17 protein-coding genes and 1 riboswitch are annotated in these 18,688 nt (G+C 28.9%); of the genes, 4 read left to right on the top strand and 13 right to left on the bottom strand.

Annotated features, from left to right (window positions below):
• Positions 1-39: 39 nt before the first annotated feature.
• Positions 40-900, top strand: a complete 861-nt coding sequence (locus I4V51_RS09620) for a DegV family protein (protein WP_195988223.1) — start codon at positions 40-42, stop codon at positions 898-900.
• Positions 901-1,084: 184 nt separating this feature from the next.
• Here the strand turns inward: I4V51_RS09620 and I4V51_RS09625 are convergent, their stop codons facing one another.
• The gene (locus I4V51_RS09625) at positions 1,085-1,510 is read right to left on the bottom strand and encodes a hypothetical protein (RefSeq protein WP_195988224.1); all 426 of its coding nucleotides are present in this window, start codon (positions 1,508-1,510) and stop codon (positions 1,085-1,087) included.
• A gap of 483 nt (positions 1,511-1,993) precedes the next feature.
• On the opposite strand from I4V51_RS09625, the gene I4V51_RS09630 reads away from it, so the two are divergent.
• Complete coding sequence (locus I4V51_RS09630; protein WP_195988225.1) at positions 1,994-2,506, top strand: YcxB family protein; 513 nt, start codon at positions 1,994-1,996, stop codon at positions 2,504-2,506.
• A gap of 350 nt (positions 2,507-2,856) precedes the next feature.
• Here the strand turns inward: I4V51_RS09630 and I4V51_RS09635 are convergent, their stop codons facing one another.
• The 12 genes from I4V51_RS09635 to I4V51_RS09685 form a co-directional block, all read right to left on the bottom strand.
• Positions 2,857-3,807, bottom strand: coding sequence for an ABC transporter permease (locus tag I4V51_RS09635; RefSeq protein WP_195988226.1), 951 nt, complete (start codon positions 3,805-3,807; stop codon positions 2,857-2,859).
• Positions 3,807-4,889 (bottom strand): ABC transporter permease, encoded by a 1,083-nt coding sequence (locus tag I4V51_RS09640; RefSeq protein ID WP_195988227.1) that lies wholly within the window; start codon positions 4,887-4,889, stop codon positions 3,807-3,809. Before I4V51_RS09640 ends, I4V51_RS09635 begins: the two co-directional genes overlap by 1 nt.
• Positions 4,889-6,409, bottom strand: a complete 1,521-nt coding sequence (locus I4V51_RS09645; protein WP_195988228.1) for an ABC transporter ATP-binding protein — start codon at positions 6,407-6,409, stop codon at positions 4,889-4,891. The genes I4V51_RS09640 and I4V51_RS09645 overlap by 1 nt, the downstream gene beginning before the upstream one ends.
• Positions 6,410-6,794: 385 nt before the next feature.
• Positions 6,795-7,898 carry a BMP family protein gene (locus I4V51_RS09650; RefSeq protein WP_195988229.1) on the bottom strand — a complete coding sequence of 368 codons (1,104 nt, stop codon included), beginning with the start codon at positions 7,896-7,898 and terminating at the stop codon, positions 6,795-6,797.
• A gap of 109 nt (positions 7,899-8,007) precedes the next feature.
• Positions 8,008-8,105: riboswitch (purine riboswitch) on the bottom strand.
• 261 nt (positions 8,106-8,366) lie between these two features.
• Positions 8,367-9,518, bottom strand: coding sequence for a BMP family ABC transporter substrate-binding protein (locus I4V51_RS09655; protein WP_195988230.1), 1,152 nt, complete (start codon positions 9,516-9,518; stop codon positions 8,367-8,369).
• A gap of 166 nt (positions 9,519-9,684) precedes the next feature.
• Positions 9,685-11,526 (bottom strand): asparagine synthase (glutamine-hydrolyzing), encoded by a 1,842-nt coding sequence (gene asnB / locus I4V51_RS09660; protein WP_195988231.1) that lies wholly within the window; start codon positions 11,524-11,526, stop codon positions 9,685-9,687.
• A gap of 160 nt (positions 11,527-11,686) precedes the next feature.
• A complete protein-coding gene (locus I4V51_RS09665) occupies positions 11,687-11,794 on the bottom strand; it encodes a MetS family NSS transporter small subunit (RefSeq protein ID WP_195988232.1) in 108 nt (35 codons plus the stop codon).
• Position 11,795: 1 nt separating this feature from the next.
• The gene (locus I4V51_RS09670) at positions 11,796-13,313 is read right to left on the bottom strand and encodes a sodium-dependent transporter (RefSeq protein WP_195988233.1); all 1,518 of its coding nucleotides are present in this window, start codon (positions 13,311-13,313) and stop codon (positions 11,796-11,798) included.
• 383 nt (positions 13,314-13,696) lie between these two features.
• Positions 13,697-14,521, bottom strand: a complete 825-nt coding sequence (locus I4V51_RS09675; RefSeq protein ID WP_195988234.1) for an HAD family hydrolase — start codon at positions 14,519-14,521, stop codon at positions 13,697-13,699.
• Between the two features lie 182 nt (positions 14,522-14,703).
• Positions 14,704-16,356, bottom strand: coding sequence for an N-acetylmuramoyl-L-alanine amidase (locus tag I4V51_RS21390; RefSeq protein ID WP_195988235.1), 1,653 nt, complete (start codon positions 16,354-16,356; stop codon positions 14,704-14,706).
• A gap of 175 nt (positions 16,357-16,531) precedes the next feature.
• Positions 16,532-16,654, bottom strand: coding sequence for a hypothetical protein (locus I4V51_RS21395; RefSeq protein WP_260458183.1), 123 nt, complete (start codon positions 16,652-16,654; stop codon positions 16,532-16,534).
• 81 nt (positions 16,655-16,735) lie between these two features.
• Positions 16,736-18,145 (bottom strand): aminotransferase class I/II-fold pyridoxal phosphate-dependent enzyme, encoded by a 1,410-nt coding sequence (locus tag I4V51_RS09685; protein ID WP_195988236.1) that lies wholly within the window; start codon positions 18,143-18,145, stop codon positions 16,736-16,738.
• A 127-nt stretch (positions 18,146-18,272) separates the two neighbouring features.
• Between I4V51_RS09685 and I4V51_RS09690 the strand changes: the two genes are divergently transcribed.
• Together I4V51_RS09690 and I4V51_RS09695 are read left to right on the top strand one after the other, a co-directional pair.
• Complete coding sequence (locus I4V51_RS09690) at positions 18,273-18,434, top strand: hypothetical protein (protein WP_195988237.1); 162 nt, start codon at positions 18,273-18,275, stop codon at positions 18,432-18,434.
• Positions 18,421-18,651 carry a hypothetical protein gene (locus I4V51_RS09695; RefSeq protein WP_195988238.1) on the top strand — a complete coding sequence of 77 codons (231 nt, stop codon included), beginning with the start codon at positions 18,421-18,423 and terminating at the stop codon, positions 18,649-18,651. The genes I4V51_RS09690 and I4V51_RS09695 overlap by 14 nt, the downstream gene beginning before the upstream one ends.
• Positions 18,652-18,688 lie beyond the last annotated feature (37 nt).

The raw sequence follows: 18,688 nt of genomic DNA on the forward strand, positions 1-18,688 counted from the left end.
TTCAAATATTTTTATTATGATTTGATAAGGAGAGATATAATGGAAAAAATAGCTTTAATTACTGATAGTACTTGTGGCTTACCTTTAGAATATATAGAAAAGTATAACATTCATGTGGCTAGATTAAAAATAATATATAAAGCTGAAGAATATATAGATGGAATTACAATAACAGCAAATGAAGTTTATTCTAGGTTAAATGAAGAGTTACCTACTACTTCAATGCCTTCTGTTCAAGATATTTGTGATATATATGAAACTCTATCAAATGAAGGTTATACACATGTTATAGCTATGCCTATTTCATCTGGACTTTCTGGAACAATAAATAGTTTTAGAATAGCTGCTTCTGAATATGAAGATAAAATTACTAGCTTTGTATTTGATACTAAAATCTTATCTATGGCCGTAGGTTTATCTGTTATTGAAATTGGTAAAATGATTGAAAGCGGCAAAGATTTTGAATATATTTGCACTGCTATTCCTAAATTAAGAGAAGATACTTCAATGTACTTTACCGTAGACACTTTAGAATATTTAATTAAGGGTGGAAGAATTGGAAAAGTTACTGGAAGTGTTGGGCAACTTTTAAATTTAAAACCTATTATTACTATGGATGATGATGGTAAATATACTAATCACTCAAAGGTTAGAGGTTCAAAGAAAGCTTTTAATACATTACTTGATTTAGCTACAAACATATTGGATCAAGGTAAGGGTAAAGTAATCATTATGACAGGAACTATGGAAGACGAAGCTAAAAAACTAGAAGATATTCTTTCAAAACATAAAAATACTACCTTTATGTATTCTGGTACTATTACTCCAGCCGTAGGAATACATTCTGGTCCTAGACTACTTGCTGTTGCAGTGTTAAAGGAATCAGAACTAACTAAATAAATTGCGCATACCAGTATGACCGAAAAATAAAATATTTATTTTACAAAGTATGTAGAATAGAATTCTGATACAGCATCATTACTTGATATTAATTTAACTTTGTTTTTAAAAAATATATAACATAAAGGGATATCCAATTGGATATCCCTTTAAATCTCAATATATTAAAATTGTTCCCCTAATTCTAATCTCTAAATTGAAATTTATAAGAGAACATAAATTTAAATCCGTTATTTTTCCAACTTTTACATCTTTCCAAAAACTCTTTCCCACTATTTGCCATTAGAAAACACTCCTTATTTTTATTGACATAGCATATTGGTAAATCACTTTGTAAATCTGTAAATGAACCAACAGTTCCAATTAAACCACCTTGCCTATCTCTTGCGAAAACATCTACTTGAGGAACTGTATAAAATGATAATTCAACAATATCATCATCAAAAATAAAATGTATATCATACTCATCAGCATATTGTTGATAAGTTTCATTTTTATCATTTGAATCCATATAGTAAACAGTAGTACCTGATGCAATGACTTCCGCATCTTCTATACATATAGCTAAACAATTTGTTCTCTTTGTCATATCTAAATACACTTTATTCATTTTCTCTCCATAAATAATAATGTTTCTTTTTCTACATTATTATCTTCAATTACATTAGCCGTCTTAATTTAAAGTTATTCATTAAATATACTCTATTTAACATTTCAACATAATTAAACGTTTTATTAATAGAATCTATTTAGTATATCTATTTTTCCACATAAATTCATTATACTTAAATAGCAGTTGCTCTATTGGTAAATTCTTTTTAAACTTCCCTTTAGTAAGAATAGTGTCATTTGTATCTGGTTATCGTGTTAGTTCTCTATATTATTTAGAGGTTACTTTATTCAAATAATAAAATAAATAAATCCAAGCTATAATAATAAAAAGCATTATTAAGAATATTATTATTTTTATGAAAAAAGTTAAAATTTTTTTCATATATACAACTCCTTAAACTAAATAAAGATTAATTATAATTAAAAAATTATGGTATAATTTAATTTACTATCATATTAGACCATAGATAGGAGGATAATTATGAAATTTATTTATACTAATACTATTGATCAATATACTAATTGCTTAAAAGCAGAAAAATTGAAACTTAAAATATTAAAAAAAATATTTCCAATAATTTTTTTAATAATTTTTTTAATAGCGTGTTTTTTTTGGTTTAATCATAAAATAACAAATATACAAATAATATTAGTTTCATTTGAAACTTTAATTCCTGCTATATTCTTTATATATATTCCTGAAATATATTTTTCAATTTCAAGTAAAATAATTAAAAGATTAATATTATCATATAAGGTTCTACCAGAAAAAGAATTAGAAATATGTGAAAATGAAATAATCTATAAATTTTCCAATAATCATATAGATAAATTTTCATTTAATAATATAAAAAATATTTTAGAATTTGAAGATTGTATATATATTTTTAGAAGTGATAATAACTCTTTAATATATACTCCTATAATTCCTAATAGCGTGTTTGAAAATGAAGAATCTAAAAAAGAATTTATAGAATTACTTTCAAAAAAATAAAAACTTCTCAGAATAATAATATTTAAATTTTGGCTTTGTTTTAAACTGATGTCGATAATATATCATAAATTTAAAAGAGCAGTGAAAATTTCACTGCTCTTTAGTTCGTAATATAATACACTTCTTCATCAATCATTACATTTATTTTATTCCAAAAATAGTAAAATTAAAATAATATTACCTTTTTAATATATTAGTATTCTATTTTGAAAATTTTTTATTAAACATATAAAATGTATTTAATTAGCATATTAAAAGTTTTTTACACTTTGGATTCTGACGTTAAACTTGTTGAATAACATTATTAACTCTTTTTATAAAAAAAGGAAACCCGTAGGTTTCCAATAAATTTATCTCTTTCCTGCATCAAATGGTTCTCCCGCAGCCTTCGGTGCTTGAGATGATTTAGAGAATATTACTAATGCAATTAAAGTTACCACATAAGGGAACATCTTCAAATACATTGGTGGAATTGTTGCTAAGCTTGGTATAACTTGTGATACGTTAGCTACTGTAGTTGCAAATCCAAAGAACATCGTTGCTCCTAATATTCCTAGCGGCTTCCATTGCCCAAAAATTAATGCTGCTAATGCCAAGAATCCTATTCCTGAAACACTTCCATTAAATTCACTTGAGTAAGTCATAGTAATTATAGCTCCACCCATACCTGCAAAGGCACCCGAAAGCATAACCCCTATATATCTCATTTTAACAACACTAATACCTGCTGCTGCAGCTGCTTGTGGATGCTCACCACATGCTCTTAGTCTTAAACCAAAGCTTGTCTTGTATAATAATACTGAGAATATTATTAATATTAATAATACTACCCAAGTTGTTGCATAAGTATTTGTAAAGAATAATGGTCCTATTACCGGAATCTTTGATAATACTGGAACATTTCCTCTTTGGAATATAGTAGTTAATTGTAATCTACCACTTCCGTTACCAATAACATTACATAAGTATATTGTTAATGAACCAGCCATTAAGTTAATAGCTGTACCACTAATAGTTTGGTCTGCTTTTAAGTTTATACTTGCAAAAGCATGTAATAATGAGAATAACATACCAGCAATTGCTGCTACTAAAAGTCCAATCCAAACTGCTCCTGGTACTCCAGAACCTTGTAATTTATATACTGTAAGAGCTCCTGCAAAAGACCCTACAATCATAAGTCCGTCTAATCCAATATTTACAACACCACTACGCTCTGAATACAGACCTCCAAGTGCTGTTATTAATAATGGAATTGTATAAGTAATTGCATAAGGAAAAATTTGTACTATTGTATCCCACATTATTTTTCCACCGCCCTTTCATTATTGTTAACCACTGTTTTGTTTTTCTTAATATTTTTAAATCTCTTAATTAAGTTTTCCATTATTAAGCTTGTTGCTGAGAAGTAAATAATTGTTGCCATTATTGTATCAGCAAGTTCTGTTGGAACGTTAGCTTTTATTGACATAGCACCCTTACCAACATTTAATATACCAAAGAATAAAGCTGATAATACAACTCCTAATGGTGAGTTAGCACCTAAAAGAGCAACTGCTATACCATTAAATCCTTGTGATGGCATAATACCTGTTTGAATACAATCTGCATATCCAGCATATTGAGTTACCCCAGCAAGACCTGCTAAAGCACCTGCTATCATCATTGATACAATAATATTTCTATTAACTGACATACCTGCATATTCAGCACCAAATCTATTAAATCCAACTGCTTTTAATTCATATCCTAATACAGTTTTATTTAATATGAACCATACAACAAATGCAGCTATTAGAGCTAAAAATATACCTAAATTTAATGCATTACTATTTCCAAAAAGTTTAGTTAACCATTCAGCTTTTAATGTATTACCTACAGCTAATGCCCTTGATGTATCTTCAGTTGCTCCCTTAAAATGATTTTGAATTGTATATTGTGTAAAATAAAGTACAATCCAGTTCATCATAATTGAAGAAACAACTTCATGTACATTAAACTTTGCTTTTAATAATCCTGGAATTGCTCCACATAAAGCTCCTGCAAGCATTCCAGCTAAAACCATTAAAGGTAATAATATAATACTTGGTAAATTAACAGTTAATCCAACAACTAGTGATGTAAATCCCCCTATTAACATTTGACCTGGTGTTCCTATATTAAATAACCCAGTCTTAAATGCAAACGCAACAGAAAGTCCTGTAAGTATTAAAGGAGTTGCTGATGCAATAGTATCACCTATTTTAGTAATATTTTTTAATCCACCTTTAAAAAGACTATCATAAGCTACAAGAGGGTCAAATCCCATTACTAACATTAAGACAGCACCTGCAAGTAATCCTAAAACTACCGCCATAACAGATTTTAATGCTTGATTCTTTTCCACTATTTTTCCCCCTTCTTTATTCCAGCCATCATTAGACCTACTTCATTTTCATCAGTTTCATTAGCATTAACTATACCAATAAGTTCACCATTATTTACTATAGCAATTCTATCAGATACATTTAATACTTCATCTAATTCAAGAGATACTAATAAAACAGCTTTACCACTATCCCTTTGTTCTACTAATCTCTTGTGAATATACTCTATAGAACCAACATCAAGACCTCTAGTAGGTTGTACAGCTATAAGTAAATCTGGATTAGATTCAACTTCACGCCCTATTATCCCCTTTTGTTGATTCCCTCCTGATAAAGATCTTGCTATAGATTTTCCACCTTCCCCAGATCTAACATCAAAAGTTTCAATAATATGATTAGCATACTTTGTTATTTCTTTTTTGTTTATTAAACCATTTTTAGAAAATGGCTTATTCTTGTAAACCTTAAGAACCATATTATCTTCCATAGTATAATCTAAAATAAGACCTCTCTTATGTCTATCTTCTGGAATATGAGCCATTCCATCATCTATTCTTTGTCTTATAGATTCTTTAGTTATATCTTTATTTTTAAATGTAATTGTTCCAGACTCAACCGGTCTCATTCCTGTTAAAGCTTCCACTATTTCAGTTTGTCCATTACCTTCAACTCCAGCAATACCAACTATTTCACCTGCTTTTACTTCTAATGAGAAGTTTTTAAGTCCTAAAACCTTTTTATTATTTTTAACGCAAAGATTGTCCATTTTTAAAACAACTTCTTTTGGCTTAGCTTCTTCCTTTTCAACGCTAAATGATACTTCTCTACCAACCATCATCTTAGCCATTTCTGCTTCACTAGTTTCACTAACATTAACTGTACCAATGTATTTTCCTCTTCTTATAACAGTACAACGATTTGCAGCAGACTTTATTTCTTTTAATTTATGAGTAATTAGAATTATAGACTTACCTTCTTTAGTAAGATTCCTCATAATTTCAATTAAGTCTTCTATTTCTTGAGGAGTTAATACAGCTGTAGGTTCATCAAATATTAAAACATCTGCATTTCTATAAAGCATCTTTAAGATTTCAACTCTTTGTTGCATACCAACAGATATATCTTCGATTTTGGCATATGGATCAACATTCAAACCATATTGTTTAGATAAGTCCTCTATTCTTTTTGCTGCACCCTTTATATCTATCCCAAATAGTTTTTTAGGTTCGCATCCTAAGATAATATTTTCTGTTACCGTAAAGTTCTCAACTAATTTAAAGTGTTGGTGAACCATTCCAATTCCTAATTCATTAGCTATATTAGGATTTGAAATTTTAACTTCTTTTCCCTTTACTTTTATACATCCTTTATCTGGTCTATACATTCCAAAAAGCATTCCCATTAATGTTGATTTACCAGCACCATTTTCTCCTAATAGAGCATGAATCTCTCCTTGCTCTAATTGTAACGTAATATTATCATTAGCAACAATTCCTGGAAACTCTTTACGAATATTAAGCATTTCTACTACATATCCCACGGCATATCCTCCTAAATTTCATTCTTTTATTTTATGCAATTTATCCCAACAGGATTTAAATTGCAAATTTTACATAACTTGTTTATTATATGATTTTTTAATTAAATTTTAAAAAATATTTCACTTTATCTTTCTATATAATAATTATACCTTAAAATTCGTACATTATTAAACCGCAAAATATGATATTAAAATTTGAAGATACAATATATCTACAAACCTCGAACTATATTAATAATTATAATTTAAATCTTTCGTATTTTCAACATTTTACGACAAGTATTTTTTCCCACATCGTTTTATATTGATGATTTTTTTTATTTTTGTACGCAAAAAAGGTGGAATAACCCACCTTTTTTTAGTTGTAATATTAACTTTTAATAAATTACTTTATTAAATCCCCTTGTTCACTACTAACAACTATATCTCCACTTTTAATTTTTCCAAAAATATCATTAACTGTTTTAATTGTTTCATCGCTTAAGTTTGGATTTTCTGCTGGAAGACCAACACCATCATTCTTAGCATCGAAAGTTAATGTTTCTCCACCTGGGAAAGTTCCATCTAAATTAGCTTTAATCATATCATAAGCAGCTTGGTCTATTTTCTTAACAGCAGAAGTTAAGATAATTGATTTGTTGTTTGCTTCATCATATATACCATCTGCATATTGGTCAACGTCAACACCGATAACCCAAACATTTTCACCATTAGCAGCTCTTGTTTTAGCTTCGTTTATAGCTCCAGCTCCAACACCACCTGCAGCAGTAAATATTGCTTTTACTCCTCTTTCATACATTTGTGCAGCAATTTGTTGTCCACCTGCAACGTTATCAAATGATCCTTCATAAACTACGTTTTCTTTAGCTATGTTCATGCTTGTACCTAAGTTTTCGTTAGCATATGCTACACCTTGTTGGAATCCCCAGTTGAATTTTTGAACTGCAGGAATTTCCATACCACCGATGAATCCTAGCTCACCGTCTTTTAATTCTAAAGCTGTAGCAACACCTGCTAAGAATCCTGATTCTTGTTCTGCAAAGTAAATTGCTACTGTATTATCTCCTACTTTAGCTTCGAAGGCATCTCCTTCTTTACCATTGTTAGGTGATCCATCTAATATTACAAATTTAGCATCTGTATATTGATCTTGAGCTTTCATTAAAGCTGTTTCAAATTTATATCCTGGAGTTATAATCATCTTATAATCTCCTTCATAAAGGTTGGCTATTTCTGTTAAATAGTCTGACTCTGTTGTTCCACCTGGTTTTAAGTATTTAGCTGTAACATCTAATTCTGATTCAGCTTTTTTAATTCCTTCCCAAGTCCCTTGATTGAATGATTTGTCATCAATAGTACCAGCATCAGTAACCATACCTACTGCTAGTTTCTCTCCATCACCTGACCCACTGTCTGCACTATTTCCACATCCAACTAACCCTGTTAGCATTAATGCTGAAAGTGCTAATGCAATTACTTTCTTTTTCATTCTTATTTCCTCCCATATTGTACTTCTAACTTTCTATATGATTCTTTTAAAAAAAGCATATTAATCTCATAAGTGAAATTAATATGCTTTAAATCTTAAAATTACAGATTCATATATCAAGTCCACTCATAGTCGAAAATTTAAGGCTTTCGGTAGAAACGTCTCCCCTTATTGGAGACCTATATGAGTTATTTTTACGTTTTTATGCTTTTATAAGTTCCCCTCGAACTATACTCATATAATAAACTATATTTTTCGTTTTTTCAACACTTTATTTAAAATTTCCCGAATTTTTTTCGTTTTTATAGCCCCGATAGTTCGATTTACCTTATTTTGGTTATTTTCTTTTAAAAGTTATTTACTTTGTAGTTCTCTCAAACTACTAAGAGCTGCTTAAGTATAGGTCACGAGCGCTTTCAACTTTAGACCTTTACTGTAAACAACTCTTAATTTTAATTATATTTTACTTTATTTTATCAAGTCCCCTTGTTCATCCTTAACTACAATCTCACCATTTTTTATCATTTCAAAAACTTCTGAAACCTTCTTAGAAGTTTCCTCACTAAGATTTGGATTCTCTTCTGGTAAACCAATACCATCATTTTTAGCATCAAAAGTTAATGTTTTTCCACCTTGAAAATTTCCATCTAACTCATCCTTTACCATATCATATGATGCTTGATCAACTTTTTTAACTGCTGATGTTAAAATAATTGATTTGTTATTTGCTTCATCATATATACCATCATCATATTGGTCAACGTCAACGCCTATTACCCAAACTTCTTCACCTGAGTTTGCCCTTGTTTTAGCTTCATTTATTGCTCCAACACCAACCCCACCTGCTGCTGTAAATATTGCTTTTACTCCTCTTTCATACATTTGTGCTGCAATTTGTTGTCCACCTGCAACATTATCAAATGATCCCTCATAAACTACATTTTCTTTATTTAATGTCATATTAGTTCCTAAATTTTCATTAGCATACTTAACACCTTGTTGGAAACCCCAATTAAATTTTTGTACTGCTGGAATTTCCATGCCACCTATAAACCCTAATTCTCCTTCTCTTAACTCTAATGAGGCTGCAACACCAGCTAAAAATCCTGATTCATGCTCTGCAAAGAATATTGCAATTGTATTATTTCCAACCTTAGTTTCATAATCATCTCCCTCTTTACCATTATTAGGAGAACCATCTATTAGTACAAATTTAATATCTGGATACTGATCTTGTGCTTTCATTATTGCTGTCTCAAATTTATATCCTGGAGTTACTATCATTTGATAGTCCCCTTCTATAAGATTGGTTATCTCTGTTAAATAGTCTGCTTCAGTTGTTCCTGCCGGCTTTAAATATTTAGCTGTAACACCTAGTTCTGATTCTGCTCTCTTTATACCTTCCCAAGTTCCTTGATTAAAAGATTTATCATCTATTGTTCCAGCATCAGTTACCATTCCAACTGCAAGCTCTTTTGCACTTTCTTTCTCTTTACTCTCTTCTACATTTTCTGAAGTCGAATCCCCAGCTGAAGTATCTCCATCAGTTTTATTGCCACACCCAGCTAATGTACATAACATTAACATTGAAAGTATTAATGAAACAATTTTTTTCTTCATTTTCTCTCCCCCTATATTAAAAAAATAATTATGTTAATAATATTTTTATACATACTTTTATTAATGTATCTCAATAACTGTATTCACTAAATTTTATGCTAATAAAAATAAAATATAACTGCCTTTAAATAACAGTTATACTTTATTTCAACCTACTACATATTAACTATAGCAATATATCTACATTATATTCTCTTAACCAAATATCAACTTGAATTAAATATGCAATCATTTGTGGTCCAGTCATAAGTTGTCCAAACCAAGGTGTTTTATACGCCTCTCCTTTAGTATCCACTATTTCTTGAACCTTATCCTTGTTTATTATTTGAAGTATAGGTGATGTTTTATCATTTAATATTTCATTCATTATACTACAAACAATTTTAGTATAAATAGGATTATGAGTCTTAGGATATGGACTCTTCTTTCTATATACTATTTCATCAGGAAGTATACCTACTAATGCTTTTCTTAATAATCCCTTTTCTCTTCCATCTAAAAGTTTTACATCTACAGGTAAATTAAAAGCATAATCTACAATTCTATAATCTGCAAAAGGAACTCTAACTTCCAAGCTATTATACATACTTGATCTATCTTTTCTATTTAATAAATTAACCATAAACCACTTCAAATTTAGATAAAATAATTCTCTCATTCTATAAGTCTTCTTATCTTCGTTATCCAAATGTGGAACTTCTTTTAAAGTTTTCAAGTACTCTTCATTTGTAAGCTCCTCAACTTTAATATTTTTAAGATTATCATTTAGAATTGTCTTTCTCTCACCAACAGATCTTGACCATGGAAAAGTATTAGCATTTATCATTTCCTCATGAGTAAACCATGGATAACCAGCAAATAATTCATCCGCACACTCTCCTGATAACCCAACAACAAAATCTTTTCTAATTTCCTTACAGAATAACAAAAGTGATGAATCTACATCAGCCATACCAGGTAAATCTCTGCTAAATGTAGCTTCTCTTAACGCATGAGCTAAATCTTCTTGCTTTAATAAAACAGTTCTATGATCACTATCTATAAATTTAGCCATTCTCTCTGCAAAATATTGATCTGAAGTTGGTTGAAATAATGAAGCTTTAAAATACTTATCATTACCTTCATAGTCTATTGAATAAGTTGTTAGCCTTTTTCCTTTTTCCTTAAAATCTTCAGCTGCTATTGCTGATATTGCTGATGAATCTAATCCACCTGATAAGAAAGTGCAAACAGGAACATCCCCTACCAATTGCCTTCTTATAGCATCAATCAATAATTGTCTAACATGACTTACTGATTCATCAGTTGTCTCATTTAATTCTCTAGCTTCAACCTTCCAATACTCCCATATCTTCATATTATCATTTGTTATTAACATACAATTTGCTGGAGCTATTTCATTTATTCCTTTATATACTGCACTTCCTGGTGATACTGCTGGACCTAACGCAAAAAGCTCTGTTAATCCATCTCTATCAATTTCTGCTTTTACTGCAGGATGTGCAAGTATTGTCTTAATTTCTGATCCAAAAACTAGTGTACTTCCCTTTTTAGAATAAAATAACGGTTTAACCCCCATAGGATCTCTAGCTAAAAATACTTGTTGCTTATCCTCATCGTATATAGCAAATGCAAATATTCCATTTAATTTTTTTATAGCATCTATTCCCCAAGCAATATACGATGTTAATAATACCTCGGTGTCCGAATAAGAATCAAAAGTAAAGTTTTCATCTAATAACTCTTTTCTTAAATCCTCAGTATTATATAATTCTCCATTATAAACTATAACGTATTTTTTTCCTCTTACACTTTTAATCATTGGTTGCTTACCACCCTCAGGATCAACAACTATCAACCTTCTATGTCCTAATAAGACATTGGTAGATTCATATAATCCCTCACTATCTGGGCCTCTTCTCTCCAAAGTCTTCACCATATCGCAAAGTATCTTTCTTTTCCCTCTTAAATTTGCATTAAAGTCTACCATTCCAGCTATTCCACACATAATTTCACCTTCTCATTAAATTCATACTATAAAATATGACAAAACCCGTTTTTTAGTGAAACCTTCAAACTAAATTGCTTCGTAATTTAGCAAAAGGGAGTCGCTACTGCAACTCCCTTTTATCATACTAAATGTTTTATATTGTTAATTTTGGATTTTACTAATTCATTGCTTTTTCTTTTTTAATTGATATAGCTAAAGTAGTTATTAGGCCACCCCATAAAACTACTGCACCAACTGCAAAATAAGTTAACGCTGTTGCTGTCATATTAAACTACCTCCTCTTCAATTTCATCTTCAAAATTTTCTATTTCTTTATTTTTCCAAGGTCTTCTTGAGAATAATAATGCTCCTATTATTCCTAAACCAATAACAGACCATCCATATGCAAATAATTCTGGTAAGTTATATCCCGCGTAAGGAGTTTTAATTTCTGTTACAAAATTGCTAATTAGCATTATTGCTAACATTGTTGGTGTTATAAACTTAACAGTAAAATCCCACCACTTTCCTATTTTGAAATATGAAGTTTTATTTGTATGCTCTCTAATAGTTGCTGGTTTAATTATCCATCCAATAACGATAGCTTCTAGTAATCCTACAACTACAATTCCATAACAATTAATGAAGTTATCCATTATATCTAATATATATAGTCCTGCTCCTGATGCAAATGTTCCACTTATGATAACACCTATTAAAGCAATACCTGAAACAACTTTTTTACGTTCCCAACCCGTTTTATCAATTATAGCTGATGATACAGCTTCAACTAAAGATACACAAGAAGTTAATCCTGCAAATACTAAACAAGCAAAGAATAAACATCCAAGTATAGTTCCCCATACACCCATAACAGAGAATACTTTAGGGAAAACTATAAACGCTAATCCAATACCACTTGAAACAACTTCTTCAATTCCAACACCTTGGCTTGTTGCCATAAATCCTAAAATTGCAAATACTCCAATTGCACATAAAAACTCAAATCCACAGTTTGCAAATCCAGTCATAAATGCACTATTGTTTATATCAGTCTTTTTAGGTAAGTAGCTTGAATAAGTCATCATTATTCCCATCGCTAAGCTTAAAGAATAAAATACTTGTCCATATGCAGCAATCCAAACTTTTGGTTCCATTACTTTACTCCAATCTGGTGTAAATAATTTATTTAAACCTAAACTAGCACCTTCTAAAGTAACACCTCTTATAACTATTATTACCATTATTGCAACTAATGTTGGTAATAATACTTTGTTTAATTTTTCTATACCGCCTTTTACACCCTTATAACATATAAACCAACTAATTGCCCAAACTAAAACTATTCCAATTAATACAGGCCAAATAACACTACCAAATTGAAATGGTGATTCTGTAAGTTTTAAAAAGTCATTATAAAAATATGCATTTGGATCACTTCCCCAACCCTTTGAAAAACTTAATGTAAAATATTTCATAGCCCAACTTAAAATCATTGAGTAATATCCTAATATAAAGAATGCAGTAATGCTTGGCCACCATCCAAGCCACTCCCACTTTTTATTTCCTCTTGCCATAGCTAACGGAGTAGACCCTTTAAATTTGTGACCCATTCCATACTCTAAAATTAGTAACGGTATACCCGCAGTAAATATAGCAAAGAAATATGGAACTAAAAATGCTCCTCCTCCATTTTCATATACCAAGTAAGGAAATCTCCATATATTTCCTAAACCTACTGCCGATCCAACAGCTGCTAATATAAAACCAAGCTTTGTCCCCCACTGGTCTCTTTTATTATCCATTGTTATTCCCCCTTCTACAATTTATCTTTCTATGTATTTCCACTTAACTCTTGATATTATGATATATTATATTAATATTTTTTTCAAGTATTTTATTTCAATCTATTAACTATATATAAGTTTTCCTTATCAATTTATCAATAATATTGCTTTTATTTTTATATTTATATTATTTATCCACATCAAACTATTGATTTATCTCGCTTTAATGTCATTCACAGTTTATTAATTAAATAGGTAAAATCTTCATATTTTATCTTTATAAACGTTTTCATTTACTCTCTTTAATTATCTTTCTAAAATTTTTTAGCAAATAATAAATAAAACAGAAATCATTTTATTATTTTATCAATAATATAACGCTTTCTGTTTCAATTTATTATTTATTTTTCAAATCTATCTTCTAAAAACTCGGCTACTCCGTCTTCTTCACAACTACCTATAACTGCTGTTGCAATTTTCTTTATCTCTTCTGCGGCATTTGAAGTTGCATAGGCTTCATCCGCTAATTCAAACATAGGTATATCATTTAAATTGTCACCAAAACAAATAACTTTACTATAATTTATATATTTTGATAAATATTTTATACCATTAGCTTTAGACGCTTCACTGCTATATGCTTCTAAGAAGTAGCAATCTTCATATACATCCTGATAATAATTTACCGTTATTCCGTCTATACATTCAATCTCTTTAGCAATTGTCTTTATTTTTTCATAATTATCAAATGCCACAAAATTAATTATATTAGAATTTAATATTGATTCATTGTAATCCTCAACTTTAACAAAGGTTTTTAGCTTTTTATCAGCTCTTTCTTTATAAAAGTTATATTCATATACATTTTCAAATTCTTTATGATATACCCATAAATGATTTTCTTTAACTCCATATACTAATGGATTTTTATTATATGCCTTAAAAATATCTAACACTTTATTAGCAGCACCTTTTTCTATTCCTTTAATATCTATATACTTCAATTCTTTAGTGTCATATATTAATACACCATTCATTAAAGCAACTGGTAATTTTAAATTTAAATTCTGTAATATTTCAACTGCTGTTGCCGGAGTTCTAGCTGTAGCTACTGTAAAGTTAACTCCCTCTTCAATTAATTTATTTAAAATTTCTAAAGATTTTTGAGGAACTTCTCTCTTATTATTAATTAATGTTCCATCTAAATCAGTTACAAACAGTTCCATATTTTCACTCTCCTCTTTTGTATCTTACTTATGTAGGGTTATTTAGTTTACCACATAAACTTAATTTATGCTACATAAAAATTAAAAGAGTTATGTTAATCTGATTTTTATGCATATATTTATTATATCCATAAATCAAATTAACATAACTTATTAACTTCTATCAAATATCAATACTTAAATTAAACTATATTAAAATCTACATATTCATTTAATATATATCCTATATTATTCTTATATTGTATTTTACTCCATTCACCCATATGTTCTAATACTGCAATTTTTTTGCCCATAGCAATTGATCCAATTACATTTGAATCATAATTTGATTCATCTCTAACTTTTAATGATAAAGTAACTGAAGTTCCTTCTCTTAATACTGTATTTTCAGCTATAATTCTTGTATTTAATACAACATAATCCTTAGATACATATCCAGTTCCATTTCCGTATTTTATCTTATACCAAGTTCCACTTGTTTCAACAATTTCTACTTTTGATCCATTACTTAATGATCCTACTACTGAATAGCTTGTCCCTGCTCCACTTCTTACATTTAAAGCTCCATTTACCTTTATTGTTCCGCTTTGTGTGTCTGTTGATGAGCCATTATTTCCTGAATCTGTCGATACTGTTACATAATCTTTACTTACGTATCCATATCCACTTCCGTATTTTATCTTATACCAAGTTCCAGTTGTTTCAACAATTTCTACTTTTGATCCATTGCTTAATGATCCTACTACTGAATAGCTTGTTCCTGCTCCACTTCTTACATTTAAAGCTCCATTTACTTTTATTGTTCCGCTTTGCGTCGCTATTGATGGATTATTATTTCCATTATTACTATTATTGTTTCCATTGCCTCCTGAATTATTTATTATTACATTATTTGCTAAATAATCCATTATACCATTAGCAATTCCCTCTGCAATTTTATCTTGATAGCTACTAGAACTTAAGTTTCTTGCTTCTGTTGGGTTTGATACAAATCCGCATTCAACCAAACTTGATGACATATTAGCTGTTCTAATTACAGCATAATTAGCAGATTTAACACCTCTATTAACTGCATTAGTAGACTGTATTAAATCTGATTGTATTTCAGTTGCTAATTCTTTACTATCTTGTCTAGATGGATAATGATAGGTTTCTATTCCATTTGCACTTGATGCTGTCGCAGAATTTTGATGTATAGATACAAATAAATCTGATCCCCAATTATTTGCCATTCTAGTTCTATCAGTCAATGATACATATGTATCATCATATCTACTCATCTTAACTTGTACACCTTTTGCTTTTAATTTGGCTTCTATCTTTTGAGATATTTGTAGACTTATTTCATCTTCAAGAACTCCATTTTGAACTGCTCCATTATCATAGCCTCCATGTCCTGGATCAATAAATACTTTATAGTAATCTCTATCTATATTTTTAACTTTATTATTACTTAAAGTTTTAACATATGTGTTAGTAGCTACTCCACTTTCTGATATGCACACTTCTAAAATATGTACTGTATCATCAGTTTGTTGTGATACAAATGTGCTTCCTACGGCTTTTCCTACTAATTCTCCATTGACTATTTCGGCTACATTTTCATTATAAATAGTCCATCCATCATCTACTGGTAAATCAATAGCTTCACCAACAGTTAAGACTAATCCATCTTCTAGCTTAACCTCTTCGTCTTTATATTTTTCTAATAATTTAATTAATTCACTTTCTGACACATTATAAATTCCTTCTGCTTTTACAATATCAGAAGGAGTTATTAATATCCCTGAAAGTATTAATAAACTTAATATCTTTAACTTATTAATATTAATCACCTTACTTTCTACCTGCATATAATACATTATACATATTTTTCTGCTAAAATAAACCAACTTTTAATGAAAAATTTGGAATATTTTAGTTTTTATTTATACTTTTACTTTTTTCTTGTTCATATAAAAAATAAAATTACAATATAAGGTTGCTTATATTGTAATTTCATCTAAAAACTTATTTAACTTTTTCCCATGCAATCATAACAAAATCTTTTCCTGTTTCAGACTTAATTAAATTTTCAGCTTTTTTTATAGCTTCTACTTCCTCTTTGCTAACCTGTGCAACTTTATAATCCATAAATTCATCTCCTTTAAATGATATATTATAGTTTCTGATACTTTGTCTATGTATATTCATTTAAATTGATTACTATATTTTTTATTCTTTTATTATTTTAACTAATGTTCCTTCTATCCCAATTACACTTCTATTATTTCTAATATAGCCTTCTATAATTTCTATAGCTTCCTTAGATATTACTTCACCACCACAAATCAATGGAATTCCTGGTGGGTATGGAATTAATGATTCTTTAGAAATTCCCCCTATACTTTTACTAATATCTATATATTCAAACTTCTTATTAAATACTTCATATGGTTCTAATATCTTTTTAGGAATCACACTATAATAATTTTGATATAACTCTTCCTTAATTGATGATAAATCTAATTTTAAAATGGCATTATATATTTTTTCAAAATCTTCTTCTACATTAAATGGTGATAAAATTAATACTACTCCACCTGCAAAACTCATTTCACATTGTATTTGCATTGTTCTCATATAGTCTAATAATTTATGTCCACTATATCCTTTTGGCAAGATTAATATATATCTGCTTGAATCAAGGTTATATCCCTTAGGCAAATCATTTACTTGTAAAACACTTACTTTATTTAATTCACTTATTTTTACAGCCCATTTATCAGCTAACTCTATTATGTAATCATAATCTTTCTTTCCGTAATTATCTAAATAATATCTTGAATAATCTAATGATGACATTATTAGATATGAAGGCGATGTAGTCATAAATGCTTTTAAATAAAAATCTACATTATTATCATTATTAACTAAAAGATATGATCCTTGAGTTAGACTAGGTAATGTCTTATGAGCACTTAATACTACATAATCAGCATATGTAGCTATGGATTTAGGTAGCTTTTCACTTATTCCATAATGTGCTCCATGTGCTCCATCAATAATTATTGATAATCCTCTTTCCTTTAACTCTTTTAATGTATCAAATATATCATATCCTATACCAAAATAATTTGGATAAGTTAATATTATTCCCTTTGCATTACTACATTCTTCTAATGCTTTGTATATTTCTTTTTCTGTTGGAGGTAAAAATATTCCTTTATCCTCATGAATAACAGGTTCAATATATTTTACTTTTAACTTTCTTAAAATTAGCCCATTATAAACAGATTTATGACAGTTTCTTTCTACTAATACTTCATCTCCTTCATTAAATGCATCAAATATTGCTGCTAAATTTCCAGCTGTACTTCCATTAACAACAAAATATGCTTTTTTTACTCCATAAGTTTTAGCCAATAACTCTTGTGCCTCTTTAATTACTCCCTCTGGACAATGAAGATTATCTAATGGGTCAACTTCCGTAATATCTAAAAAGCCCATATTACTTACAAATTCTCTTCCTATATCGTCTCTTAAAAATCCAATTCCACTTTTATTACCTGGCATTGAAAGAATAAGATTATCTTCTTTTTTATATTTTAATACTTCTTCTAATAACGGTATTCTTTTGCTCATCTATATTTTTCTCCATCTACTTAATACTTCTTATACTATATTAATAAATACTATAAATAAAAACCACAAAAACTTTATTGCATATTACTTATTTTACATGGAAAGCTAATTTTGAGGTGATTTGTTTATGAACTTACTTTTAAATATAATTATTGCATCATGTTTATTCTTTAATAGTAATTCTGATGATTTATCAATTAATTATCAATACCCTAGAAATATTGATGCATTAATTTTAGCTTATGATGAAATGTATAATTATAATAATAATCATTTTGTTGATATTTAAATTAAAGGAAATTGGATTAGCTAATAATTTTGGTTCAATTAAAGTTGATGGTTATTTATTGATGATTACTAATATTAGTTCAAACGAAGCTGGTGAAACAATAATTGAAGGCTCTAAATATCATAGTCCTGTTGGTTCTTATCAATATAAAGTCACACTTAAAGTTATTAATAATACTTGGAGTGTTATTGATACAAACTTAATAAGTATTGCTTAGCTAGAGTACTATTATATAAATAAAAAACTCACTACTA

Origin of the sequence: Clostridium sp. D53t1_180928_C8 (assembly GCF_015667795.1) — a bacterium.
Lineage (GTDB): Bacteria > Bacillota > Clostridia > Clostridiales > Clostridiaceae > Clostridium.